At 43.7% G+C, this 25,272-nt stretch carries 22 protein-coding genes, 1 other RNA gene and 1 other annotated feature; of the genes, 4 read left to right on the top strand and 19 right to left on the bottom strand.

Annotation, left to right across the window (positions count from 1 at the left end; translation table 11 throughout):
* Positions 1-62: 62 nt before the first annotated feature.
* The 7 genes from PGZ10_RS02920 to PGZ10_RS02890 form a co-directional block, all read right to left on the bottom strand.
* Positions 63-1,454 (bottom strand): peptide MFS transporter, encoded by a 1,392-nt coding sequence (locus tag PGZ10_RS02920; protein WP_270540645.1) that lies wholly within the window; start codon positions 1,452-1,454, stop codon positions 63-65.
* A gap of 229 nt (positions 1,455-1,683) precedes the next feature.
* A complete protein-coding gene (locus PGZ10_RS02915; RefSeq protein ID WP_270540644.1) occupies positions 1,684-2,373 on the bottom strand; it encodes a GntR family transcriptional regulator in 690 nt (229 codons plus the stop codon).
* Positions 2,374-2,579: 206 nt separating this feature from the next.
* On the bottom strand, positions 2,580-3,896 hold the full coding sequence (locus tag PGZ10_RS02910; RefSeq protein ID WP_270540643.1) for a M18 family aminopeptidase: 1,317 nt from the start codon (positions 3,894-3,896) through the stop codon (positions 2,580-2,582).
* 26 nt (positions 3,897-3,922) lie between these two features.
* Complete coding sequence (locus PGZ10_RS02905) at positions 3,923-5,359, bottom strand: APC family permease (protein ID WP_270202822.1); 1,437 nt, start codon at positions 5,357-5,359, stop codon at positions 3,923-3,925.
* Positions 5,360-5,414: 55 nt separating this feature from the next.
* Positions 5,415-6,632: a peptidase T gene (pepT, locus tag PGZ10_RS02900; RefSeq protein ID WP_055157951.1), complete on the bottom strand. Its 1,218-nt coding sequence runs from the start codon at positions 6,630-6,632 to the stop codon at positions 5,415-5,417.
* Positions 6,633-6,761: 129 nt separating this feature from the next.
* Positions 6,762-7,307 (bottom strand): phosphodiesterase, encoded by a 546-nt coding sequence (gene yfcE / locus PGZ10_RS02895; RefSeq protein ID WP_117834413.1) that lies wholly within the window; start codon positions 7,305-7,307, stop codon positions 6,762-6,764.
* Positions 7,308-7,450: 143 nt separating this feature from the next.
* Positions 7,451-9,688: an excinuclease ABC subunit UvrA gene (locus tag PGZ10_RS02890; RefSeq protein WP_270540641.1), complete on the bottom strand. Its 2,238-nt coding sequence runs from the start codon at positions 9,686-9,688 to the stop codon at positions 7,451-7,453.
* A 164-nt stretch (positions 9,689-9,852) separates the two neighbouring features.
* On the opposite strand from PGZ10_RS02890, the gene PGZ10_RS02885 reads away from it, so the two are divergent.
* The 4 genes from PGZ10_RS02885 to PGZ10_RS02870 all read left to right on the top strand — a co-directional run bounded on the left by PGZ10_RS02885 (position 9,853) and on the right by PGZ10_RS02870 (position 13,623).
* A complete protein-coding gene (locus tag PGZ10_RS02885; protein WP_270202824.1) occupies positions 9,853-10,674 on the top strand; it encodes a transporter substrate-binding domain-containing protein in 822 nt (273 codons plus the stop codon).
* A gap of 21 nt (positions 10,675-10,695) precedes the next feature.
* Positions 10,696-11,382 carry an amino acid ABC transporter permease gene (locus tag PGZ10_RS02880; RefSeq protein WP_117555754.1) on the top strand — a complete coding sequence of 229 codons (687 nt, stop codon included), beginning with the start codon at positions 10,696-10,698 and terminating at the stop codon, positions 11,380-11,382.
* Positions 11,383-11,397: 15 nt separating this feature from the next.
* Positions 11,398-12,183 (top strand): amino acid ABC transporter ATP-binding protein, encoded by a 786-nt coding sequence (locus PGZ10_RS02875; protein ID WP_270540639.1) that lies wholly within the window; start codon positions 11,398-11,400, stop codon positions 12,181-12,183.
* Positions 12,184-12,276: 93 nt separating this feature from the next.
* Positions 12,277-13,623, top strand: coding sequence for an MATE family efflux transporter (locus PGZ10_RS02870; protein WP_055246519.1), 1,347 nt, complete (start codon positions 12,277-12,279; stop codon positions 13,621-13,623).
* Between the two features lie 149 nt (positions 13,624-13,772).
* Here the strand turns inward: PGZ10_RS02870 and PGZ10_RS02865 are convergent, their stop codons facing one another.
* The 12 genes from PGZ10_RS02865 to PGZ10_RS02810 all read right to left on the bottom strand — a co-directional run bounded on the left by PGZ10_RS02865 (position 13,773) and on the right by PGZ10_RS02810 (position 25,260).
* Positions 13,773-14,435 carry a Crp/Fnr family transcriptional regulator gene (locus tag PGZ10_RS02865; RefSeq protein ID WP_270540637.1) on the bottom strand — a complete coding sequence of 221 codons (663 nt, stop codon included), beginning with the start codon at positions 14,433-14,435 and terminating at the stop codon, positions 13,773-13,775.
* 365 nt (positions 14,436-14,800) lie between these two features.
* On the bottom strand, positions 14,801-15,826 hold the full coding sequence (gene queA, locus PGZ10_RS02860) for a tRNA preQ1(34) S-adenosylmethionine ribosyltransferase-isomerase QueA (protein ID WP_008371840.1): 1,026 nt from the start codon (positions 15,824-15,826) through the stop codon (positions 14,801-14,803).
* A gap of 19 nt (positions 15,827-15,845) precedes the next feature.
* Positions 15,846-18,266, bottom strand: a complete 2,421-nt coding sequence (gene pheT, locus PGZ10_RS02855) for a phenylalanine--tRNA ligase subunit beta (RefSeq protein WP_270540636.1) — start codon at positions 18,264-18,266, stop codon at positions 15,846-15,848.
* A 149-nt stretch (positions 18,267-18,415) separates the two neighbouring features.
* The gene (pheS, locus tag PGZ10_RS02850) at positions 18,416-19,435 is read right to left on the bottom strand and encodes a phenylalanine--tRNA ligase subunit alpha (protein ID WP_008371846.1); all 1,020 of its coding nucleotides are present in this window, start codon (positions 19,433-19,435) and stop codon (positions 18,416-18,418) included.
* Positions 19,436-19,650: 215 nt separating this feature from the next.
* Positions 19,651-19,871: a binding site (T-box leader), on the bottom strand.
* A 124-nt stretch (positions 19,872-19,995) separates the two neighbouring features.
* The gene (locus PGZ10_RS02845; RefSeq protein WP_270540634.1) at positions 19,996-20,829 is read right to left on the bottom strand and encodes a YihY/virulence factor BrkB family protein; all 834 of its coding nucleotides are present in this window, start codon (positions 20,827-20,829) and stop codon (positions 19,996-19,998) included.
* A 115-nt stretch (positions 20,830-20,944) separates the two neighbouring features.
* A non-coding RNA gene (gene ssrS, locus PGZ10_RS02840) (6S RNA) lies at positions 20,945-21,125 on the bottom strand.
* Between the two features lie 87 nt (positions 21,126-21,212).
* A complete protein-coding gene (gene moaC, locus PGZ10_RS02835) occupies positions 21,213-21,686 on the bottom strand; it encodes a cyclic pyranopterin monophosphate synthase MoaC (protein WP_055246514.1) in 474 nt (157 codons plus the stop codon).
* A gap of 14 nt (positions 21,687-21,700) precedes the next feature.
* A complete protein-coding gene (locus PGZ10_RS02830; RefSeq protein ID WP_008371852.1) occupies positions 21,701-22,636 on the bottom strand; it encodes an MOSC domain-containing protein in 936 nt (311 codons plus the stop codon).
* Between the two features lie 8 nt (positions 22,637-22,644).
* Entirely contained in the window at positions 22,645-23,619 is a 975-nt protein-coding gene (moaA, locus tag PGZ10_RS02825; RefSeq protein ID WP_117555970.1) for a GTP 3',8-cyclase MoaA, read from the bottom strand.
* 18 nt (positions 23,620-23,637) lie between these two features.
* On the bottom strand, positions 23,638-24,669 hold the full coding sequence (locus PGZ10_RS02820; protein WP_270540632.1) for an XdhC family protein: 1,032 nt from the start codon (positions 24,667-24,669) through the stop codon (positions 23,638-23,640).
* A gap of 10 nt (positions 24,670-24,679) precedes the next feature.
* On the bottom strand, positions 24,680-24,952 hold the full coding sequence (locus tag PGZ10_RS02815; RefSeq protein WP_117555738.1) for a hypothetical protein: 273 nt from the start codon (positions 24,950-24,952) through the stop codon (positions 24,680-24,682).
* Positions 24,916-25,260: a hypothetical protein gene (locus PGZ10_RS02810; protein ID WP_022220753.1), complete on the bottom strand. Its 345-nt coding sequence runs from the start codon at positions 25,258-25,260 to the stop codon at positions 24,916-24,918. Before PGZ10_RS02810 ends, PGZ10_RS02815 begins: the two co-directional genes overlap by 37 nt.
* Between the last annotated feature and the right edge of the window lie 12 nt (positions 25,261-25,272).

The following is a 25,272-nucleotide window of genomic DNA, read 5'->3' as shown; positions in this document are numbered from 1 at the left end:
GAAAATCCGGTGATCTTTCCTTCGATCACCGGATTTTCTTTTTCTCTTTTTGGCAGAATCATTTAAGCTTCTCCTTTTCCTTCAACAAGGCTGTTCAGCTTCTTGTTAGCCAGGAAGATAAGTGCTGTAAATACTAACATAATGACTGTGATTCCAACAAATACAGGGAACACATCAAATTTTTCAATAAATGCCTGTACAAACGGGCTTAACTTGTTTGCCCCAAATGTAGAAATTGCGATAACTCCCATCAAAAGTGAGAGATATTTCTTCGGTGCATACTTACTTACAAATGCATTACGCAGCGGTGAGAAACACATCTCTCCGATTGTAATAACCGTTACAAACAGGAATGGCCAGAAAACGCTTGCTTTTACAGAAGCATCTGTGCCAACTCCGCGAACCAGTTCACATACAACCATTACTCCAAACGAAAGTCCTACAAAAAGGAAGCCAAGTGCTACTTTCTTAAACATATTCATATCGCCCTGCGGACGCTCTGCAAGTTTCTTCCAGATGGCTGCCATCACACCACCAAGAACGACACACAAAAGTCCGTTCCATGTAGTAGTAACCCATGACGGCGGAATGTCAAAAGAGCCAATACTCATCTTCACATAATCGGTCATATAAATGACAAGCGCAAGATCCTGCTGATAGTAGAACAGCCAGAAGATAACGGAGAGTGCCGATACAAGGATGATCGCTATCATACGGTTTCTTTCCAATTTTGTAAGCGGCTGCTTGTCGTTCTTCCCATCGTCTTTCTTTTCGGTAGACCCGATCACATTTCCATTCTCATCCGTAAGATACTTGAATGGTTTCACACCCTGTCCCTGAAGATTTTTCCAGTTCAGCACAAACCATGCCAGACCAACGATGCACCAGATCGATGCCACAAAGAAGCACTGACGGAATCCAAGCACATCACCTTTTTTGAATAAGTGGAGATACAAAAATCCGGTAAGCAGTGAACCTACGAAAGCTCCAACATTTACATAAGAATACTGAATGGAAAATGCAGCATCCAGAAGCTCTTTGTTCTGATATTGTCTTCCGATCAGAGCGTTTAAGTTTCCTTTGAAAAGACCGGTTCCAATCGATACAAGAATGATCATCAGATTGACCATTCCCGGACCTGTTGCCTTCCAGCCTACCAGATATCCGATTGCCATGATAATATATCCCAGAGAGATCGCATATCTCGCTCCCAGCCATCTATCAGAGATAATTCCTCCGATCAGCGGTGCCATGTAGGTGTACGCTGTCAGATTCGCTGCCATTACTGCCGCATCTGTTCGCTCAATACCAAGACCACCCTGCAAAGTTGCAGTGATCAGGAATAACAGCAAGATTGGCTTTGCTCCGTAAAATGCCAGGCGTTCAAACATAAACGTGATACAACAGGCATAAAAGCCTTTTGGATGTTTTTCATTAGTCTGTGCTTTTCCCATTACTTTTTATTTCCTTTCTTTTTTTGGCGACTGTCGACAATCGTCATTTTCTATAAGTAATATAGCATAACATCATCACTTTTTCAATACAGCTCATATCTTACACTCCTTTTTTGTTATAATTCAACAAAATACAGCAAAAAAAGATGTGGAATATTACTATCCACATCTCTTCATTATTAATATTTATCCATTTACTATGTAAACTGTAACCTTTCCTCTCTGTATCCTAGACAAGAAAATCAAATGAAAATCCGGAATCCTCTTCCGACAATCCCTGCTCTTTCAAAAGCCTTCGGATCGTTCTCATATAATGTTCGGAAAGAACCTGACAGATCTTCTCCTTGTTCTTTTCCCTGCAGGCATCCACCAGTTCTTTATGAATCGGATACTGTCTTTCTATCACACGCTTTTTATCCGTGCTCAGGCTGAAGCCCGTAACAATATTTCCATAATTCAGCTCTTTCCATGCTTTATGGAGCCTTGTCATACCAGTCATCTCTACAAGCAGTCCATGCATCTGGTTATCATAGACAAAAACCTGGTCAAACTGCTCTTCATCCAGTTTTTTCATTTTTTCCAGCACTTCTTCCATCCGGCAAATGGTATCCTCCGGAACGTTTCCGCCCATCAGCTTCACTGCCATGGTTTCGTAATTCGCCCGCATAAGGTAAATTTCAAATGATTCTTCCAGCGTAATTTCTTTTACAGAGCATCCTGCATTTCTTACATATTCTATAAGCCCTTCATTTTCCAGCTGTCTAAGTGCCTCACGAATCGGAGCCCTGCTCGTCTTAAATTCCTTTGCCAGATCCTGTTCCACAATCTTCTGTCCCGGCTCCAGCTCCTGGTAAATGATCCTCTTCCGGATAATATCTGCAATATTTTCTCTTAGTGTTCGATATATTAATTCTGCCATTCCTTTTACCCAACCTTGTTACTCATTCTCTGCCATTTCGGTGATCTGACACCATAATTATTATAACAGGACATTTTCTTTCCTGTCTATAAAAAAATTAGAATGCACTCTGAATTTTATTTTTCTATCGTTCCTCGAAATACGCCTTCTTCCAGATTCGGAAAAACTTGCAGAGAGTTCTTCCGGAACTCCCTGCAAATACTTCTTTATGCAATTTCAAACACACCATCGCCTGCTGCCTTGATATGACAGCTGTAAAATTCTTTGGATGCCTCGATCAGATAACCGGTATCCTTTACACCGGAAGTCTCATAAGCCGAATGCATTGCGAGCTGCGGAAGTCCGATATCCACGGTATTCATGGATACCTGCGCCATTGCAATATTTCCCAGTGTACTTCCACCTGCCGCATCCGAACGGTTGGCAAAAAACTGCACCGGTACACCTGCCTTTTCACAGATTGCCTTGAAAATCGCAATACTTACTGCATCACTGGTATATTTCTGACCGGCATGAGATTTGATCACGATTCCTTCGTTCATATAGTTACAGTTATTTACATCCGTCTTCTGCTGATAATTCGGGTGTACTGCATGTGCATTATCACAGCTCAGCATAAAACTTCCGGCAACTGCACGATAGAAATCTTCCTCATCCTTTCCCAGTGCCTTGTTGATTCGCCAAAGCACATCCGACAACAGTGTCGATGCTGCTCCCTGCTTGGTTCCTGATCCAACCTCTTCATTGTCAAAGCAGGCAAATACATTGATATTTTTTGCATTTTCTCCTGCAAGGAAACCATTCAGTGACGCAAACGCACACTGCAGATCATCCAGCTGTGGGCAGGATAAGAATTCCTTCTCTCTTCCCCATACAGATGGCTCCATCCGGTTATACAGGAACAGATCCATACCATAAATCTTCTCTTCTTCTACGCCAAGCTCTTCTGCGATCAGTTTTTTCATCTCACCCGGTTCTTTTGCCGATCCGGCAAAAACCGGAAGCATGTCTACCTGTTTGTTGATCGCACGGCCTTCATTGACTGCGCGGTCCATATGGATTGCAAGACTTGGAATCATCAGAAGATCTCTTTCTACCTTGACCAGTCTGGTCTCCATTCCACTGTCCGTCTTTACAATCACGCGCCCTGCTACCGATAACGGACGGTCAAACCAGGTAGAGCAGATCATTCCGCCATAGCCTTCTGTATTCAGAACCGTGTATTTTTTCTTCACTTCAATCTCTGCATTCTCTTTGATCTTAAAGGTCGGTGAGTCACTGTGGGACGCAGTTACATGAAAGCTGTACTCATCCAGTTGATTTCCGATTTTAAATGCAAGAATGCTGGAATGGTTGCGAGTTACATAATATTTTCCGCCTTTTTCTATTTTCCATTTTTCCGATTCTTTCAGCTCCTGAAATCCTTCTTTTGTAAGAATATCCCGGATTGATTTTACTGCATGGAAAGCAGTCGGCGAGTTCTTTATAAATGATGTGAGTTCTTTAATTGTCTGGTTATCCATAATGTTCCTCCTGGCATTTCAGCCCTTTATTTTCCAGATTCTTTTGCACGTTCACGTTCGGCAAGCTTCGGCATGATAATTCCAAGTGCAGTCAGCACTACCGGTGTGATCACATTCATTGCAAAGGTAAATGGATCTTTGTTATACATTCCCATTATACAACAGATCAGTGTCACAAATAAACACCATCCTCCGAAGAAGTATGCGATCTTCTGATTTTTCACAAAACGGTATTCTGCCGGAATCCGGTCATATGCCTTACGAAGCGCAATGTAAGCCACAAATACCCAGGTATAACGAAGCGGCATACATACGGAATTCAGCCTGGTAAGCTGCTGGAGAACCGCTGCTGCTCCCGGAAGGAAGGTCTGCACTACGATGATTGCCCCTGCAAGCACCAAAACCAGTTTAATACCATTGGAATACGCACCATATTTATTCTTTTTACGAAGCCCTGAAGGAATATACTGTGCCGTTTTTTCGTTATCCAGAAGCATACGCAGCGGTGCATCGATACTCAGGATCAGAATTGAAAACTGTCCGATCAGGTTACAGAGTGCATAGATGATCAGGAAAGTATCTCCAATGTGATAGTACTCACCCAGTTTCTGGAATGCCCAGTAAGAACCATTTGCCGCATAAGAATTAAAAGATTCTTCACTGGCGTTAATTACCACCGGGTCAAACATTCTTCCCATCGCGATCGTTCCCAGCATTGCGCATACCAGTACCATAGCAGTCATTGCAATGATTCCTTTCGGGAAGCCTTTGCTTGGATTTTCTACTTTATTTACATAAGGCGAAATTTTTTCACATCCTCCGACTGCAAATACAAGGATTGAAAGCGATGAAAAATATCCGATATTAAAGTTCGGAATCAGATTCTTCAGGCTGAAATCAATCGTTACATAGTCTGCGCCAGGATTGATCGCCGGTGCTGCAAGCATCATGATAATATATAAAATCGACATTACAAACATACTGGTCCCGGCAAGAGAAAGCAGCTTTTTCAGCGGATTCATTCCTTTACTCGCAATGAAACATCCGATCAGGAATACCCCCAGTGTTGCCATCTGTACGCCAATCGTCGGGAATGTATCATAAGTCTCTGCGTTACGGAATACTGCCCAGCTGAGGGCTTTCAGGCTTCCGCTTCCTTTGCTGGCAATGTACGTAATATGGCATGCCCAGTAGGTCCAGCCTGCATAATAGGCTACCTTCGGACCTATTGTATCGTAAACCCATGAGTTTACACCGCCACCGCTGTTTTTAAAAGCCGATCCCAGTTCCCCAACCATCAGTGAATACGGAATAAAATACAGCACAAACATCATAACCCAGCTTAGTATTACCTGAATTCCGTTAAAATAGATGAATCCGTTCAATACATTTCCAAATCCCCATACTGTTGAAAATGCCATAAATGCCAGCGTCACCACTGTGATTTTCTTATTATCAGACATAATTTTACCTCTCTCGTATTTTCATACATTTCCTTTAATTCTATTAAATTTCCCTTTATTCTGCAAACTGTCTAATGATGTCTTTTACAATAAGGACTGCTTTATCCATTCCTTCTACTGTGATATGCTCAAATACGCCATGGAATGCATGTCCGCCCGTTCCAAGATTCGGACACGGAAGTCCTTTGAAGCTGAGTCTTGCACCATCTGTTCCCCCACGGACCGGTGACACGATTGGTGTAATACCTGCATGCTCAATCGCTGCTTTTGCGTAATCGATCAACTGCATGCACGGTTCAATCTTTTCGCGCATGTTGTAATAAGATTCCACAATCTCAACTTCCACTTTTCCTTCGCCGTACTTTTTATTCATCTCTTCTGCGATATCACGAAGTTTCTGTGCTCTTGCGTCAAAAGATCTGCGATCAAAATCACGGATAAAATATTTCATCTTAGTCGTTGTCACATTTCCCTGCACGCTGACCAGATGATAGAATCCTTCATATCCTTCGGTTGTCTCCGGTCTTTCATTTACCGGAAGCATCTGGTGGATCTCGGTCGCAATGGTCTGTGAATTAACCATCACGTCTTTTGCTGATCCCGTATGTACGCTGACACCGTGAATGGTGATAAATGCAGTAGATGCATTGAAGTTCTCGAATTGAATCTCGCCTTCCTCATCACCGTCCAAAGTGTAAGCATAGTCAGCACCAAAACCTTCTACATCAAAATGCTTTGCTCCTCTTGCAATCTCTTCATCCGGTGTAAATCCGATGCAGATCTTTCCATGCGGAAGTCCTTCTTTGATGATCTCTTCTGCCACGGTAAGAATCTCTGCGATACCCGCCTTGTCATCTGCCCCAAGAAGTGTGGTTCCGTCAGTTGTGATCAGAGTTCTGCCCTTTAATTCTGCAAGGTACGGGAACTCATCTACTTTCAGAATATCTCCGGAACCTTTCAGGACAACGTCCTTCCCGTCATAATTCTCAATGATTTGTGGCTTTATATTTTCGCCCGATGCATCTGCCACAGTGTCCATATGCGCAACCAGACCAAGCGACGGCTTGTCTTCGCATCCAGGAGTTGCAGGGATGTGTCCATATACATATCCTTTGTCGTCCACTCTTGCATCTGCGATTCCAAGACCTTTCATCTCTTCTACAAGCATTCTTGCCAGTACCAGCTCTCTGTCTGCTGACGGGACAGTATCGCTTGTCTCATCACTGGTTGTCCATACCGGAACGTAGTTTAAAAATCTTTCGTAAGCTCTCATGTTGTTAGGTTCTCCTTTGCTTTTCTTAGTTTCATTTTATTACATAAATTGTCGGATGTACATTGGCGAATGTCGACAATTTATGGGGTTTTATTTTGTTCAATATTTTCTTGTTCTTTAGTAAAATAACTACAGCATCAGTTCGTGGTAAACTTCGCCGTATAGGTTTTTCCATTTCGCGATACCGTCTTCCAGAATCATGTAGCTGTGGGCGCTGTTTTCTTTTGGGATGGAAACAGAACCTGGATTGAGGTAGAGGTTCTCATTTCCGAATGGTTCCCAGGCCGGTACGTGGGTGTGACCATGAAGGAGAATATCTCCTGGCTGCATTGGGATTGGGGTCATGACGTTATGATGGTGTCCGTGAGTGGCGTAAATGATCCTGTTGCCGCACGGGATCACTGCATAATCTGCCATGATCGGAAAATCCAGTACCATCTGGTCTACCTCTGTGTCACAGTTTCCGCGTACACAGAATAATTTCTCTTTAACTTCATTTAACATTTTAATTACCTTTTTGGGTTCGTATTCCAGCGGAAGATCATTTCTTGGTCCATGATACAGGATGTCGCCCAGAAGTAACAGTCTGTCCGGACATTCTTTTTTCATCGCATCCAGCATTTCCAGACAATAATATGCGGATCCGTGAATATCTGATGCAATCATTAGTTTCATAACGTTCGTCTCCTTTTCTTCTATCTTTTTGGTAAATATTTCTGTTTCTGTAAATCTTTCATAATTATAAATAGGGGGATTGCGTAGCAATGGAGCAATCCGGTTACATCAGTGAGTGGCAAAATTTGCTTTTGACACTCACATCATAAATATTCTGCCGTGACAGATTTCTCACTCATTTTCATCTCAGACGGTGTACCGGCAAACAGCAGTCTTCCTCCGGCATCTCCGCCTTCTGGTCCTAATTCTACCACATAATCAGCGGATTTGATAAATTCTATATTATGTTCGATAACAAAAATGGAATTCCCTTCATCCACCATCTGATTCAGAAGCTTTAACAGACTCCGGACATTCTTGATATGCAATCCGTTTGTCGGCTCATCAAGAATGAAAATACGGTCTTTACTTCCGAGATAGGAAGCAAACTTCATTCGCTGCAACTCTCCGCCGGATAAAGTAGAAAGTGCCTGATTCAGGTGCAGATAAGAAAGTCCTACTTTTTCCAGAGGCTCCAGCGCTTCGCTGATCTTTGTCCCCCTAAAGAATTCCCCTGCCTGTGCAACAGTCAAATCCATCACTTCCGCAATATTCTTTCCATCTACTTCGTATTGCAAAACTTCTTTTGAATACCGAAGTCCTTTACACACATCACAGCTCGTCTCGATGTCATCCATAAATGCCATATCCGATACGATCACTCCTTTTCCCTTACATGCCGGACACTTTCCTGCGCCGTTAAAAGAAAACAAAGATGCCTTCTGACCGCACCGCTTTGCAAATATTTTCCGGATTTCATCTGCGACTCCCAGATAGGTCGCCGGAGTGGATCTGAGACTTGCACCTGCAGCGCGCTGGCTTACAAACACCACATCCTCTCCCATACTGCGGTAAAAGCTTTCCATCAGAGAACTTTTTCCGGATCCGGCAACACCAGCGATCACAACCAGATTTCCTATTGGAAATTCGATGGTAATGTCCTTCAGATTGTGAAGATGGATATGCTCCATCCGCCATATTCCTTTCGCTTCCCTTGCCTTTGCTTTTAGAGAAGTAGTAAGCCGCATCTCTTCTCCGGTCGGCGTATCACTCTTTAAAAGTTCCTTATAACTGCCTTCAAATAAAACTCTTCCACCGGCCATTCCCGGTTCCGGACCCATTTCCACAATGTGATCGGCCATCTCGATCATTTTCCGGTGATGCTCCACCAGAACAACCGTATTTCCACCATCTCTCAATTTTTCCAGTGCACGGCGCATCCGCTCAATATCATGATTATGAAGCCCTGCACTCGGTTCATCCAGAATATACAACAAATCAGAAAGCGAGGAATTCAGACATTTTGCAATCTTGCATCTCTGGATTTCTCCACCAGATAAAGTAGATAACCCTCTGTCCAGAGACAGATATCCCAGTCCGATATCTATAAGTGCAGACAGTTTGGTATGCAGTGTATCCTGAATATCTTTTGCAAGCGGATCTTCTATTTGGTCAATCCACGCACGCAGCTCGGATAATGGAAGTTTTATTACATCTGCAATATTTTTCCCGTCAATTTTGCAGGACAACACCTTCTGATTCAATCTTGCCCCATTACACTCCGGACAAACTCCATGACTGGTGATCGGATCCAATAACTCCCTGTGAAGTTTTCCTTCTTCCGAATTTAGGACACTGCGGTACATCCGATGCACAAGACCTTCGTATTTCGCAGTTTTCGGCCATCCTTCCGGTGGATTCTTAAGACGTATCTGCGGTGAATACAAAAACAGTTCCAGTTCTTCTTCGGAATAGTCTTTAATCTTCTTATCCAGATCAAACAATCCGCTGTTTGCATAACGGATCCATCTCCACTGCCCCGGCTCAAATGCCACATAATGGATCACTCCGGCATCATTCAGACATTTATCAAAATCTACCAGCTTGTGTACATCCAGATCTGTCACTTCCCCAAGTCCGTTACATCTTGGACAGCACCCCTGTGGATGATTGAAAGAAAAACTGTCCGAATAACCGACAAAAGGCTGTCCCACTCTTGAAAATAAAAGTCTGAGAAGTGCGTAGGTATCCGTATAGGTCCCAACTGTTGATCGCTGATTCGGAGCCGGCTTTTTCTGATTGATCACAATTGCTGCCGGAAGATTCTCGATCCGTTCCACATGCGGTCTTCCGTATTTTGGAAGATACTGCTGTACAAAGCTTGGAAAAGTATCGTTTAACTCCCTGCGCGACTGCGCCGCAAGAGTATCCAGAACCAGCGAAGATTTCCCGGAACCTGATACTCCGGTAAATACTGTGATCTGATGCTTTGGTATCCGGATAGATACATTTTTCAGGTTATTCTCCGTCGCATGGTGAACAATAATCTCATTTGTTCCCATATATTTATATTCCTCTGTTTTACTCTTTCTACAGTAATTTCTGTATTTCTTATTGTATCTTTATCAAAAAAGAAAGTAAATAGCAAGTTTTGGTTGACTTTAGCGTGGTAGATTGATAATATAGTGACGTGACATTTTTTGAAATTATATGAGGAGAGATTATTATGAAAAAAATAACAGCACTTGCACTTACTTCAGCAATGGTATTATCCCTTGCAGCATGCGGAGGTTCTTCCTCTGACACCAAGAAATCCGACAGCTCAAAAAGCTCATCTAAAAGTGATATAGAATATGTTCAGGATAAAGGAACTCTTGTAGTCGGAATCACCGATTTTGAGCCAATGGATTACAAAAATGATAAGGATGAATGGATTGGTTTTGATGCCGACATGGCAAAAGCATTTGCAAAAAGCCTTGGCGTAGATGCCGAATTTGTAGAGATTGACTGGGACAATAAAGTCATGGAACTTGACGGAAAGACAATCGACTGTGTATGGAATGGTATGACACTGATAGATGAGGTTACAAGCGCAATGGCTTGCACAGCCGCTTACTGCAACAATGCACAGGTTGTCGTTGTTCCTTCTGATAAAGCAGACAAATATCAGGACAAAGACAGTCTGAAGGATCTTTCTTTTGCAGTTGAATCCGGAAGTGCCGGAGAAGAAGCTGTAAACGGAGAAGGATATGACTACACTGCGGTTTCTTCACAGTCTGATGCCCTGATGGAAGTTGCAGCCGGAACCTCTGATGCAGCAGTCATCGACCTTCTGATGGCCGGTGCCATGGTCGGAAAAGGTACCGGATACGAAAATCTGACTCATACAGTTGAGCTTACTACCGAAAAATATGGAGTTGGATTCCGCAAAGGTTCCGACCTTGCAGACAAACTGAACGAATTCTTCAAGACAAGCTACAATGATGGTTCTATGAAGAAATGCGCTGAAACCTATGGGGTTCAGGATGCCATCATTGAGCAGAAATAATATTTAAGGCAGGAACTTTTTATGGATCTGATTATGAAACAAATGCCGGTCGTAGTGTCCGCACTGAATGTCGGCTTTTTACAAACTTTAAAATTATTTATTGTGACGCTGGTCGGTGCCCTTCCTCTCGGACTGGTCATTGCCTTTGGTTCCATGTCTCATTTCAAGCCTCTTAGCTGGCTTGCGAGACTGACCGTCTGGGTGATCCGTGGTACCCCGCTGATGATCCAGCTTCTGATCATCTACTATTTCCCCGGGCTGGTCTTACATAACCCGATTTGGGGTGGTGGTGAAGCAGGGCGCTTCCTTGCAGCAGCCGTATCTTTTATCATCAATTACGCCTGCTATTTTTCAGAAATCTACCGCGGTGGAATCCAGGGTGTTCCGGAAGGTCAGAAAGAAGCCGGTCTTGTACTTGGCATGACAAAGCATCAGATCTTTTTCAAGATCACACTCCTTCAGATGATCAAACGCATCGTACCACCGATGTCAAATGAGATCATCACCCTGGTAAAAGATACTTCTCTTGCACGTATTATCGCGCTGCAGGAGATCATCTGGGCAGGACAGGCATTTATGAAAGGCTCACATGGCATCTCCGGTGCCATCTGGCCGCTGTTCTTTACCGCTGTTTATTATCTTATTTTCAATGGTATCCTGACCGTTCTTCTCGGACGCCTTGAAAAGAAACTGGAATATTTCAGATAAGGAGAATTCATATTTATGCCAATCTTAGAAGTAGAACATATCAGTAAATCTTTTAATAAGACTTCTGTCTTAAAAGACGTTGGATTTAACCTGGAAAAAGGACAGGCTGTTTCCATCATCGGATCTTCCGGAAGTGGAAAGACAACGCTTCTCCGCTGCCTGAACTTTCTGGAACATCCGGATAACGGAATTATCCGGGTAAATGGCGAAACACTTTTTGATGCCTCTGTCCCGGAAACCACTCAGGAATCCGTGATCCGTAAAAAACGACTGCATTTTGGTCTGGTGTTCCAGAACTTTAATCTGTTTCCGCAGTATACCGCTCTGGAAAATGTAATGCTTGCCAAAAAGCTTCTCGCCGCAGAGCAGCCGGATTTTAAAGAAAGAAAACGTGAAATCCTGACCGCCATCGAGGTACAGGCAAAGGTTCTTCTGACACAGATGGGGTTGGATAACCGGATGGACAATTATCCGCATCAGCTTTCCGGCGGACAATGCCAGCGAGTTGCTATTGCAAGGGCACTTGCCCTGCAACCGGACATCCTCTGTTTTGATGAACCGACTTCTGCACTGGATCCGGAACTGACCGGAGAAGTATTAAAAGTTATCCGCGAGCTTGCCGACCAGAATACGACGATGATCATTGTAACCCATGAGATGGCATTTGCACGCGACGTTGCCGATCATGTGATCTTTATGGACGACGGACGCATCGTTGAACAGGGTGATCCGCGTCAGGTGTTTGAAAATCCAAGTGAAGAGAGAACAAAACAGTTTCTTTCGCGTTTTCATGAAGGATAACATGCATTTTTACCGAACCTCATTTTCATTGACTTTCCCTCTGCCGCACCTTATACTTAAAAGTAATGACTTAAGAAACGAGGGAAATATTCTATGTCAAAATCTTCAGCCAAACTGATGACCGAAGGCTCCATCTGGAAGCGTATCGTTGCTTTTGCGATCCCGCTTTTCTGGGGAAACCTTTTTCAGCAGCTATATAACACCGCCGACTCTCTGATCGTTGGAAATTTTCTTGGAAGCTCTGCGCTTGCCGCTGTCAGCTCTTCCGGTAATCTGATCTTTCTTATGGTCGGTCTTTTTAATGGAATCGCCATCGGATCCGGTGTCATCGTTGCCAAATATTACGGTGCCAGAGACATTGCGAATCTACAGAAATCCATCCATACAACCGTTGGTTTCGGACTGATCTGCGGCGTGATCCTTACCATCGTCGGTATCATTGCCGCACCACAGATCCTGGTACTTATGGGAACACCGGAGGCGGTACTTCCAAACTCGATTACTTATTTCCGGATCTACTTTACCGGCTCACTTGCCTTTGTCATGTACAACTTCTTTGTCGGCATTCTGCAGTCCGTCGGTGACAGTACCCATCCTCTGATCTACTTAATCGTTTCTTCGGTAACGAATATCATTCTTGACCTTGTACTGATCGCAGGTCTTGGATTTGGTGTAGGTGCTGCCGCTTTTGCAACTGTCATTTCACAGTTTTTAAGTGCTATCCTCTGTATGGTGCAGCTGCTTCGCAGTCCGGAGGAGTTTCGGCTTCATCTGAACCGGATCAATCTGGATTCCTATATGCTCCGCCAGATCATTTCTTATGGTCTGCCCGCAGGACTCCAGAACTCGATCATTTCCCTGGCAAATGTATTCGTCCAGGCAAATATCAACCAGTTTGGGGAAATGGCGGTTGCCGGATGTGGTTCTTATATGAAGATCCAGGGATTTGGATTCCTTCCGATCACCTGTTTTGCACTGGCACTTACTACTTTTATCAGTCAGAATCTGGGAGCAAAAGAATATGAGCGTGCTAAAAAGGGCGCTGTATTCGGTGTGATCTGTTCCCTTACGATCTCTGAGCTACTCGGTATCTGCGTGCATTTTACCGCTCCACAGCTTCTATCTGCTTTCAGTTCCACCGCAGAGGTTATCCGCTACGGAACCATGCAGGCTCATACGGATACCTTTTTCTACTTCCTGCTTGCTTTTTCACACTGTATGGCAGGAATCATGCGCGGAGCCGGTAAATCCACAGTCCCGATGTATGTTATGCTGGTATGCTGGTGTCTGATCCGCGTTTCTTATATCGTGATCATTTTAAAATTCATCCCGTCCATTCAGATGATCTTCTGGGCTTACCCGATGACCTGGGCGCTCAGTTCCATTGCTTTTCTGATTTATTTCCTAAAGTCAGACTGGATACACGGACTGGAAAGATAACTTCCACAAATTTATACTTGACTCATCGTATACAAAAAACCATTACAGGATCTGATGAAATCACATCTCTCCTGCAATGGTTTTCTTTTATCCTAACCTACATACAGTTTCTCACTGCTGTATCCGTTTTATTTCCATTATTTATCCATTTATATTTCCGTTTCGCCAAGAATACGGAAATGTTTCCTGTCTACTTCGATCAGCCTATCTTTCTGCATCTTCCCAAGCTCATTTGACATCGCAGACCTGTCTACATTCAGATAATCTGCAAGCTGCTGCCGGTTGAACGGGATGTCAAATTCTTTCTTTCCGTTTTCCATAGCCTGATAAGATAGATACGACAGCAGTCTTCCCCGGATTGATTTTGATGAAATATAAAAAATCCGTTTCGACAGACGGAGATTCTTCTCTGCGGAAAGCTTCAGCAGATTTTCAATTAACGTATGATGAAACACACACGAATTGGAACAGACTTTCAGTATCCTTCCCACATCAAGAAACAAAATTCTTGCCTCTTCTGCCGCAACTACATTGACCATCAGCTTCTGCCCAGGAATCGCTGCATATGTTTCTGCAAAAATCTCACCTCTTCCAGCCCGGTCCAGAATGCTGTGATTCCCCCAGATATCATCATTCTCAATGAACACGCTGCCGGCAAGAACCACGCCCATCGAAGTAACCTCATCCCCGGCATGGTAAATGATTTCATCTTTTTTATAAGTCTTTTCTACCGGATTCAGACAGTTCAGCATCTGTCTGGCGTCCTCCTTCGTGACGCCCCGGAAAATTGCTGCCTCCTCAAATATGCCCATTTTCTGCTACTCCTCAATTCTCAATGCATTTCTGTCCGCTTTTTAACCAAATCAAAAAGCAAAACAAATTACGAATATCCACCTGACTTTATTTCCCAAAGTTATCATGCTTTTGGCACTTACACCATCTTACTATATTTTTGCAGAATCGGCAAATCTGTTCTGTTTATCTCAGCCGGATAAAACAACATTCTCTATAGACATTCATTCAATAAGATTTTTAAACTCAATCGTTTCCAACCTATACAAAAAACGGAGAACAAGATTTTTCAAAGTTGTACATGACTTGAACAATCCCGTTCTCCGGTTAATATCTTATGATTTCCTGTTCCCTGACATAACCTCACATTTGTCAGATTCTGCGTCTATTCTATAAACATCGCATCCCCAAAGCTGAAGAATCGATATCTCTCTTTAACTGCTTCTTCATATGCCGCAAGCACATGCTCTCTTCCGGCAAGCGCACTTACCAGCATGATCAGCGTTGACTCCGGTAAATGGAAGTTCGTGATCAGGCAGTCCAGTACCTTGAATTTATAGCCCGGATAGATGAAAATCTCTGTCCATCCACTGCACTCTTTTAACTTTCCGTTTTCATCAGCCGCAGATTCTACGGTCCGGCAGCTTGTCGTTCCGACGCAGATCACCCGGTGTCCGCTCTCTTTTGCACGGTTGATCTTTTCTGCCTCAGATGCCTCGATCCGGTAGAATTCCGAATGCATATGGTGATCCAGAATATCATCCGCTTTTACCGGACGGAAAGTTCCAAGTCCGACATGAAGCGTTACATGCGCAATCTCCACACCTTCTGCTTTGATTTCTTCCAGAAGCTCCGGTGTAAAATGCAGTCCTGCCGTCGGAGCAGCCGCAGATCCGGAATGCTTTGCATACACGGTCTGGTAACGATTCTTGTCCTCCAGCTGGTGAGTGATGTAAGGCGGAAGCGGCATCTGTCCAAGCTGATCCAGAATCTCTTCAAAAATTCCTTCGTATTCAAAATGGATCAGACGGTTTCCTTCCTCTACGACCTCCAGAACTTCTCCTTTCAGAAGACCGTCCCCGAAGCTGACTCTTGCTCCGGGTTTCATCTTCTTTCCTGGTTTTACAAGTGTTTCCCAGACATCATTTCCTTTTCGTTTCAAAAGAAGAACTTCGACTTTTCCGCCGGTTCCTTCTTTTTCACCGATCAGCCTTGCCGGGATAACCTTGGTATCATTGATCACAAGGCAGTCTCCCGGTTTGAGATAATCTTTGATCTCACGGAAAATGTGATGACTGGTTGCACCGGTTTTTTTATCAAGAACAAGCAGTCTGGAACTGGATCTGTCTTCAAGCGGATCCTGCGCGATCAGCTCTTCCGGTAAATCAAAATAAAAATCCTGTCGTTTCATTCTTCTGACCTCTTTTCGCCTACTTACGAAGCTCGATACCCATTTCCTCCAGTGCCTTTAAGATACGGTTCATAGCAGCTGAAATGTCAGCTTCTTCCAGAGTCTTATCTTTTGCACGGAATGTGATAGAGTAAGCAACAGACTTGAAGCCTGCCTTGATCTGAGCGCCTTCATAAATATCGAACAGCTTATAGCTTTCCAGATAAGCGCCACCCTTGTTCTCGATCACTTCTTCAACCTGTCCTACCAGGATGGATTTTGGCATTACCATACTGATATCACGGCTGACTGCCGGGTATTTTGCAATTCCTTCGTATTTTCTATCAAATGTTGCAAGCTCTGTAATCTGTGGCATATCGATGACAGCAACGTATGCTCTTTCACCGATTCCATAGATATCAGCAACTTCCGGATGAACCTCACCCATGTATCCGACAACCTTTCCATCGTAAACGATGTTTGCCTGACGTCCCGGATGAAGGAAGTTCTTTCCTGCATTTGGATCATAAGTTTCTTTCTTATGAAGTCCGACTTTTTCAAAGAACTCTTCTACAACACCTTTCATACTGAAGAAGTCTCCATCTCCGTACATTCCAAGTGTAAACTGCATTCTTTCGTCCGGCAGTTCTGTCAGTGGAAGTGCCTTTGGAAGATAAATATTTCCAAGCTCGTACAGACGGACATTTTTATTTCTTCTGTTGTAGTTTGTTGCAAGAGATGTCAGCATACCATTCAGAGATGTTGTACGCATGACACTGTAATCTTCTCCAAGCGGGTTCATGATCTGGATTGCCTGACGCATCGGATCATCCTTGTCGAGAAGGAGCTTGTCAAATACCTTCGGACTTTCAAATGAATAAGTCATTCCCTGGCTGAATCCACAGAATTCTGCAATATTTCTTGCTACTTCTTCCACACGAAGCTTGAAAGAAAGCTTACCAGTTGTAGCTTCACCTGTAGGCAGTGTAGTCGGGATATTATCATATCCGTAGAATCTTGCTACTTCTTCCGCAAGATCGGCGATACGGAATAAGTCATGACGGAAGGTTGGTGCGATCACTTCTTTTGCTTCTGCATCATATTCCAGGTCGATCTTTTCAAAATATTTGATCATATCTTCTTCCGGGATGTCTGTTCCGAGAAGTGCATTGATCTTGTCGGCATCAAATGGTACACGTACAGGTTCTTTTTTCTTGCTGTATACATCAACCATTCCTCCGACAACTTCACCGGCTCCCATTTCTTCGATCAGCTGGCAGGCACGGTTGATTGCATCCTCTGCATTATTCGGATCCAGTCCCTTTTCAAATTTACCGGATGCATCGGTACGAAGTCCGACTTTCTTGCTGGATTTACGGATGTTGGTTCCATCGAAGCATGCAGCTTCAAATAACATGGTCTGTACATTGTCAGTGATCATGGAATTTTCGCCACCCATGATTCCGGCAATACCTACCGCTTTTTCGCCATCACAGATCATAAGAACAGAATCATCCATTTCTCTTTCCTGACCATCCAGTGTTACGAATTTTTCTCCTTTATGGGCATTGCGGACGATGATCTGATGACCTGCGATGGTATCCAGATCATAAGCATGCATTGGCTGTCCGTATTCTTCCATTACATAGTTTGTGATATCAACAAGGTTGTTGATCGGACGGATTCCTACGGAAGAAAGTCTTCTCTGCATCCATTTCGGTGAAGGTCCGATCTTGATATTTTTTACGACTCTTGCACAGTAACGTGGGCAAAGGTCTGTATTTTCTACTTTTACTTTGATGTAATCATTGACATCTTCATCATTTCCGGTTGATGTTACAACCGGTGGCTTGAATTCTTTGCGGAATGTAGCTGCAACTTCTCTTGCGATACCAATCACGCTGAAGCAGTCTACACGGTTGGAGGTGATCTCGTATTCAAATACGACATCATCCAGTCCGAGTGCCTTTACTGCACTTTCTCCGACAACTGCGTCATCATCAAAAATGTAGATTCCATATTCCGGTGCTTCCGGGTACATATTTCTGTCTGAACCAAGTTCTTCGATGGAACACATCATTCCGTAGCTGTCGACTCCACGGAGTTTTCCTTTTTTGATCTTGATTCCGCCTTCTACTCTCTGTCCAGGCTCATGTCCGCCCGCAACGCGTCCGCCATCCAGAACAACCGGTACCTTGTCTCCTTCTTTTACGTTCGGAGCACCTGTAACAATCTGTACGGTCTCTGTTCCTACATTTACCTGACAGATGATCAGTTTATCTGCGTCCGGATGTTTCTCAATTTTCTCAATCTGTCCTACTACGATCTTATCCAGATCAGCATCCAGCTTTGTAAAACCTTCTACCTTTGTTCCGGAAAGAGTCATTGCATCTGTATATTCCTGCGCTGTTACGTCAAGTTCCGGAACATACGCTTTAATCCATGATAATGAAGTATCCATTTTATATCTCCTTCTGATTTGTTTATAAATTTCCCTTATTCAGACTCCAAAATCCAGCAGCTCTCCGCGCTGCTCTTTGATTTTGTCATACCGTTCGCACATGAAAGTAAATACTCGCTTCGCTCGTGCTTCCTTTCATTGTGTGCTCACTAGAATTGCTTTAAGAATCTGATATCGTTCTCGTAGAGGAGGCGCATGTCGTCGATCTCGTATTTGAGAAGGGCGATCCTTTCAAGTCCTACTCCGAATGCAAATCCAGTGTATTCTTCCGGATCGATTCCGCACATTTCGAGTACGTGTGGGTGAACCATACCACAGCCGAGGATTTCAATCCATCCTGATCCTTTACAGAAACGGCAGCCTTTTCCGCCACACTTGAAGCATGATACGTCTACTTCTGCACTTGGCTCTGTGAATGGGAAATGATGCGGACGGAATTTTGTCTTGGTATCCGGTCCGAAAAGTTCTTTTGCAAATACTTCCAGAGTTCCCTTTAAGTCAGCAAAGGAAATATTTTTATCGATTACCAGTCCTTCGATCTGATGGAAGGATGGTGAATGGGTTGCATCCACTTCGTCAGAACGGAATACTCGTCCCGGTGCGATCATACGGATCGGGAGCTTGCCCTGTTCCATCACACGTGCCTGAACCGGTGATGTCTGGGTACGAAGCACGATGTCTTTGTTGATATAGAATGTATCCTGTTCATCTTTTGCCGGATGATCTGCAGGAATATTCAGTTTTTCAAAGTTGTAAAGGTCATATTCTACTTCCGGTCCTTCCACAACTTCGTATCCCATACCGATGAAGATACGCTCTACTTCTTCCAGAGCGATCGTATTCGGATGACGATGACCTACTGTATTTTTCTTGGAAGGAAGTGTTACGTCAATAACTTCCTGTTTTAATTTTTCTTCACGGATTGCAGCATCCATTTTCTTCTTTGTCTCATCAAGAAGTTCTTCGATAGCAGCTCTTGTCTCATTCACAAGCTGTCCTACCTTCGGACGTTCTTCCGGAGCTACATCTTTCATTCCTTTTAATACGGCTGTCAGTTCTCCTTTTTTACCAAGGAATTTGACACGTACATCATTTAATTTCTCCGGTACATCAGAAGCCTGGATCTGCTTAATGGCTTCCTGTTTGATGCTCTCAAGTCTTTCTTTCATGATATCCTCCTTAAAACTTGTTTTGGCTATTCATTTGCGACTATAACAGGAAATAAAATTTCCTGTGGAAGAAAAAAGAATGTGCTTTGGCACATTCTGGCACCTGCGGCGATCGCTTGTGACATCTTCCTTATACGCCGCAGTGCACATCCTCGCGGAGCGTTTTTATATATTAGGAAAGAACACTTTCCTAATATATAAAAAAATCGCCCCTAAAAAGGGACGAGATAAATCGCGGTACCACCCTGTTTCCTGCTATTTGAATAACAGGCACTCGGACTGCGTAACGTGCAGGGACGTCGTTTTCTACTTTATTTTCAAAAACGCAGCTCACATGGGAAATTCGTTTCCTGCCTGAACCGGGGAGAACTTACAGCCGGGGATTCTCCTTCTCTGTCGGAAAACAGTTCACTACTTACACGGTCATTGCTTTTATGATATGTCATATACTTAATTATTGTAACATATGATTTTTTTATGTCAAGCGGTTTTATCTGATAGATTCACCGTTTATCTACGCAAAATCATATTCCGGAACCTGGATGCTGCTTTTTGCAGAACTAATCCTTTTCCAGGATATCCCGCTTTGCATCTACCCAGATACAGTTAATAAGCCCTCCCAGCAGCATCACATACATACAGAAATACAGCCACAGCATCACAAGAATGATCGCCGTCATACTTCCGTACAGACCGGAAAATCCTTTGAAGATTGTCAGATACATTGAAAAAACAAACGAGATCACCAGCCATCCCAGAGAACAGAAAATAGATCCCAGAATCAAATCCCAGAACGGAAGCTTCCGGTTCGGCAAAAAGTGATATACCAGAAGCGAAATTCCAGTCATAACAACAAATGAAATCACCGTTCTCAAACGCATGATCATATCCGTCGTCTCCGCAAGAAACGGAATTTTGTGATATATAAAAATACTGATATTATTGCCAAACACAGAAAGTACCAGAGCCATCACAATTGCTGCAATGAACAGGATCGTATAGATGGATGCCCGGATTCTTAAAAATACATAATTTCGTGTCTCACGAAGCTCATATGCACAGTTCAGTCCTGTACTAACCGCAAGTACTCCTTTACCTGCTGACCACAATGCTACAATCGCGGTGATCGGAATGACCGTCTTCGACTGGTTATATACTTCATTTACAATGCCAACCATAAAATCCTGCATATTTGTCTCCGGAAACAAATTTACCACTGCAGTCATAACATCTGCTTTTGTCACCGGAGTATATTGTATGATAGCAAGAAGCAGCAAAATAATCGGGATCATACTCAGCACAAAAAAATAAGCAGACTGGGCCGCGTATGCTCCCACATGCTTTTGTGACACCTGCCCTGTAATTTTCCGAATCTTGTTTATCGTTTTCATCATATAATAACTCCATTTATCTTATCGGCAGTTTCATTTTTCAAAATAGTTTATCACATTTTCGCTTCTTTGAAAACCCAAAAAAACAGTTGCTCTCGCAACTGTCCTTTATCTTTTGTAGTCCCCCGAAATGCCGTTTTCCGTTTTTTGACTCCTAGCACTCCGCTAGGTGGGCGACCGCATCTGCTTTTCTGCCTTCCCCTGCGCAATGAGGGCCTGACATATTACAGAGATATAAGAATCCCGTTTAAAGTATTGTAGGTTCAAAAATACGGAAGTCTCGAACATTCCAGGTTTTCTAAAGCCTATTATAGACCATCAGCCGTGTTTTTTCAACTGTTAATCGTTGAAGATATTTACTTTTTTTACCAGAAATTAAAATACGTTTAACGTACCCATTTCCCGCTTTTTCCACCGGACTTTTCAAGCAGATGGATTTCTCTGATCTCCATTCCCCGGTCAACCGCCTTGCACATATCATAGATTGTAAGAAGAGCGGTATTTACCCCGGTCAGTGCTTCCATTTCCACACCGGTCCTGCCGGTACATGCCGTGTGGCAGATTGCCCGGATCCCATGCTCTTCTTCCAGATATTCAAAATCAATCTCGACTTTGGTAAGGTTTAACAGATGGCACAGCGGAATCAGTTCTGCTGTCTTTTTTGCACCCATGATCCCGGCAATTCTTGCTACGCCAAGAACATCTCCTTTTTTCATGCTGCCTTCCTTTACTTTCTGAAAGCATTCTTCCGACATGCGGATCACCCCTGATGCAAGTGCTTCTCTTTTTGTCTCAGCCTTTTCCCCCACATCTACCATCACTGCATTACCATCTTCGTTAAAATGTGTAAATCCACTCATGATTTTTAACCTCTTTATTTTCTGGCACATTCGCCTTCTGTTCCCCGGAGGATTCCAAGCCCATGTCCAAGTTCAGGAAGCAGAAACTCCAGTGCTTCCTGTACTGCTTTGGGACTTCCCGGGAGATTGATGATCAGCGTTTTTTTTCGGATACCTGATACAGCTCTGCTGAACATAGCACGCTTTGTAATCGTCATCGAATAATTCCGGATTGCCTCTGCTATTCCGTTTGCCATCCGGTCACAGACATTTACCGTCGCCTCCGGTGTTCGGTCCCGCTCGGAGAATCCTGTTCCTCCGGTAGTGAAGATCACATTAAGCTGTCTCTGATCAGCCAGTCTGATCAGCTCTTTTTCCAGTTTTTTCTGCTCATCCGGTAATAAAATCGTTTCTTTAATATCATATCCGGCATCTTTCAACATTTCGACAATCATGGGTCCGCTTTTGTCTTCTCGTTCTCCGGCAGAGCCTTTATCACTTAAAGTAATAACTGCCGCTGAAAATGGACGGTCACTTTTCACCTGTTCCATGACAACTTCATCTCCCACCTTGATATGACCTCCGGTGACGACTTCTGCAAAAACGCCCTCTCTTGGCATAATGCAGTCACCCATTCTCTTATAAATCTGACAATGACTGTGGCATTCTTTTCCAATCTGTGTCATCTCAAGTACCACATCTCCGATATGAAATCTTGTTCCAACCGGAAGCGCGCGAAAATCAAATCCCTCCACGATCAGATTTTCACCAAATGCACCATACGCAACTTCTGCCCCTTTTGCACGAAATTCCTGAATCTTTTCATCGGAAAGCAGACTGATCTGACGATGCCATTTTCCACCGTGCGCATCTCCTTCAATCCCCCAGTCCATTTTGACCATGGCTTCACGAACCTCATGTTTTTCGGTTCCTCTCTTTTCACTGATGCAGATTCCCTTCAGTCTTCCCATTTTTATGTTTATCCTCCGATCTGTGACATATTTTTCTGTTCTGTAATAAAGTTCTGCTCCTCAAAATGATGCATCTTCGGTTTTCCACGGATCGCCTGTTCGAGACATTTCCGGATTTCTTCTTCCGATCCGTGTCTTGCTGCCTCAAAAACGGAGATAGTATCTGCATAGCACAGACACGCTTTTAACTTTCCGGTTGATGTCATCCGGATCCGGTTACATCTGTCACAGAATTTTCCATGCAATGCACTGATCAGACCGATTTTCCCCTGAAAACCAGGCAGTTGATAATACACAGCAGGTCCGTTCCCAAATCGTCCCTCTAACGGATAAAACTCTCCTTCTATCCCATAAGCTTCTTTCAGTTTTCCAAGCACCCAGGCACCGGAAATGCCATTCTCTGCTCTTCCCTGTCCAATCGGCATCAATTCAATAAAACGGACATCCAGCTTGTTCTTTTTCGCCAACTCTGCCAGACTTTTCCATTCCTCATCATTGACTCCTTTTTGCAGGACCGTGTTGATTTTTACCCGGATCTCGCTTTTTTCTGCCATGAAAATGGATTTTCTGACTCTTTCCAGTTCATCTGCCCCGGTAATCTCCTGATATTTTTCCGGAATCAGTGTATCCAGACTGATATTCACCGCATCCAGCCCCGCTGCAAGAAGATCTTCCAGATTCTCACCCAGAAGAACCCCATTTGTCGTCATTGTTACTTCTTCTGTGCCCGGAATCTGCCGGATCATCCGGATCAGATCTGCGCATCCTTTTCTGACCAGAGGCTCCCCTCCGGTAATCTTAAACCTGGTAATCCCGATCTGGACAGCCTCCCTGCAGATTCGTTCAATCTCCTCATAAGTCAGGATTTCTGACATAGGAATCCACTTTGCGCCATCCGGCATGCAGTACCTGCATCGCAGATTACAGCGGTCTGTGATTGAAATTCTCATATATTCAATTGTTCGTCCATAAGAATCTCTCACAGCCTTTTCCATCCTTTCTTAATTCCAGAGTGGTTCCAGTAACACCTCGATCGTACCGCCGCAGACCATGCCTTCTTCCTCCGCATCATCTCCGGTCATATCCACATATTCTGTCTTTAGTCCTGTATTATTTTCATGCATCATGACTCTCGCTTTTCTTAAAACCTCTGCCTCCATACAGCCGCCTCCGATGGTTCCAACACAGCTGCCGTCTTCCAGGATCAGCATCTTGGATCCCACATTCCTTGGTGCAGAACCCTTTCTTGTAATGATCGTTGCAAGCATCTTCTTTCCCGGATGAACGATATCCAGGATTGCTTCCAGCAAGTCTTTCGGATAACCGCAGACTCTCTTGTTCTGATTCTTTACTTCGATAATCTCTGCCATGATCGCCACACCGATCTCCTCCGGTGTCTCAGCACCGATGTTCAGACCAATCGGACTTTTTATCTCGCCGATTACTTCCTGGCTGCATCCTTTTTCAATCAGATTCTGCTTTACCATCGCACTTCTTCGCCGGCTTCCGATCATTCCGATATAAGCATGTTCCTTCCCAACGATCTTCTCCAGACAAACCTGATCATATCTGTGACCTCTGGTCAGTACAACAAAATACGTATCCTTGTCTCCTTCGATCTGATCCAGGGCATCTTCAAACGGCTGGCAGATCACTTCCATTGCACCCGCATTTCTGGCATGATCGGCAAACCGCGGACGATCTTCAAGAACCGTGACTTTCCATCCAAGCATAATCCCGATTTTGATCACCGGCACCGATACGTGGCCACCGCCACAAATGACCAGATGCTCCTGCCCTCCAATTATATCACAAAACACCTGCTGCTCTCTGATTTCATAAAGTCCACATTTTTTCAAGTCACCTGCTTCTGAAAAATGTGCTGAAAAGAAACCGTTTTCCTTACTTTCCCAGATTATTTTTTTCTCTGCCAAAATTGCTTTTTCTCCGGCTGCGGATCCTTTTGCCACTGTCAAAAGAACGTAATCCCCCGGCTTTGGTAAATCTTTTAATATCTCAAATACATTTTCCATCCAATCTCATCTACCCTACTACATATTTATTCAGTCTGTCAAATGCTTCTTTTAATACGGTTCCATCCTGAAACGGATCGGAATCTTCCGGCATTTCATCTTTCGCATGACATTTTCTTTTATCCCCATCACATTTTCTCTGCCATGCAATACTTTTATTGTAACAAATTTTTCCGCCAAATGAAATAAGAAGGTGCAGCTCTTTTTGTCTGCACCTTCCCTTTTCCTTTATTTTGTGATCTGATTTTAAAAATACTTTGCATTCAGCTTTTTGACTGTCCATGCAAACCATACCAGTACCGCAAGTACCAGTACTAACATCACCCAGAATAATTTTCCTGTACTCTGCACGTAAGTATTATACAGATCTTCTGCGCCGTACAGGATCAGCACAACCGCAAGCACAAGAAGTTTCGGTCCTGCTGCTGCCCTGTATGCTTCCTTATCCTTACACTTCTTTATATTCGTATCTTTTGGTACAAGAATTGATGTATTGATGATTCCTTTGAATTTAAGTTGAAACCATGCATACAGGCTGTACAAGCCCGCCCCAATACCAATGATACCGAAAATTCCTTCCATTCCGTTCATTCTTTTGCCTTC

Source organism: Coprococcus sp. AF102-57 (assembly GCF_027686195.1).
In the GTDB taxonomy this organism is placed as follows: Bacteria; Bacillota; Clostridia; order Lachnospirales; family Lachnospiraceae; genus Allocoprococcus; species Allocoprococcus comes.
This window is presented reverse-complemented; position numbering and strand designations above follow the sequence as displayed.

Coding starts and splice junctions, on each gene's coding strand:
- queA (WP_008371840.1), bottom strand. CDS start 15,826: ATGAAACGACAGGATTTTTATTTTGATTTACCGGAAGAGCTGATCGCG.
- PGZ10_RS02910 (WP_270540643.1), bottom strand. CDS start 3,896: ATGGATAACCAGACAATTAAAGAACTCACATCATTTATAAAGAACTCG.
- PGZ10_RS02845 (WP_270540634.1), bottom strand. CDS start 20,829: ATGATGAAAACGATAAACAAGATTCGGAAAATTACAGGGCAGGTGTCA.
- moaC (WP_055246514.1), bottom strand. CDS start 21,686: ATGAGTGGATTTACACATTTTAACGAAGATGGTAATGCAGTGATGGTA.
- PGZ10_RS02920 (WP_270540645.1), bottom strand. CDS start 1,454: ATGGGAAAAGCACAGACTAATGAAAAACATCCAAAAGGCTTTTATGCC.
- PGZ10_RS02885 (WP_270202824.1), top strand. CDS start 9,853: ATGAAAAAAATAACAGCACTTGCACTTACTTCAGCAATGGTATTATCC.
- PGZ10_RS02810 (WP_022220753.1), bottom strand. CDS start 25,260: ATGAACGGAATGGAAGGAATTTTCGGTATCATTGGTATTGGGGCGGGC.
- PGZ10_RS02830 (WP_008371852.1), bottom strand. CDS start 22,636: ATGGGAAGACTGAAGGGAATCTGCATCAGTGAAAAGAGAGGAACCGAA.
- yfcE (WP_117834413.1), bottom strand. CDS start 7,307: ATGAAACTAATGATTGCATCAGATATTCACGGATCCGCATATTATTGT.
- PGZ10_RS02875 (WP_270540639.1), top strand. CDS start 11,398: ATGCCAATCTTAGAAGTAGAACATATCAGTAAATCTTTTAATAAGACT.
- pepT (WP_055157951.1), bottom strand. CDS start 6,632: ATGAGAGCTTACGAAAGATTTTTAAACTACGTTCCGGTATGGACAACC.
- PGZ10_RS02915 (WP_270540644.1), bottom strand. CDS start 2,373: ATGGCAGAATTAATATATCGAACACTAAGAGAAAATATTGCAGATATT.
- PGZ10_RS02865 (WP_270540637.1), bottom strand. CDS start 14,435: ATGGGCATATTTGAGGAGGCAGCAATTTTCCGGGGCGTCACGAAGGAG.
- PGZ10_RS02870 (WP_055246519.1), top strand. CDS start 12,277: ATGTCAAAATCTTCAGCCAAACTGATGACCGAAGGCTCCATCTGGAAG.
- PGZ10_RS02905 (WP_270202822.1), bottom strand. CDS start 5,359: ATGTCTGATAATAAGAAAATCACAGTGGTGACGCTGGCATTTATGGCA.
- pheT (WP_270540636.1), bottom strand. CDS start 18,266: ATGGATACTTCATTATCATGGATTAAAGCGTATGTTCCGGAACTTGAC.
- PGZ10_RS02815 (WP_117555738.1), bottom strand. CDS start 24,952: ATGGACAGTCAAAAAGCTGAATGCAAAGTATTTTTAAAATCAGATCAC.
- PGZ10_RS02880 (WP_117555754.1), top strand. CDS start 10,696: ATGGATCTGATTATGAAACAAATGCCGGTCGTAGTGTCCGCACTGAAT.
- PGZ10_RS02820 (WP_270540632.1), bottom strand. CDS start 24,669: ATGGAAAATGTATTTGAGATATTAAAAGATTTACCAAAGCCGGGGGAT.
- PGZ10_RS02890 (WP_270540641.1), bottom strand. CDS start 9,688: ATGGGAACAAATGAGATTATTGTTCACCATGCGACGGAGAATAACCTG.
- pheS (WP_008371846.1), bottom strand. CDS start 19,435: ATGAAAGAAAGACTTGAGAGCATCAAACAGGAAGCCATTAAGCAGATC.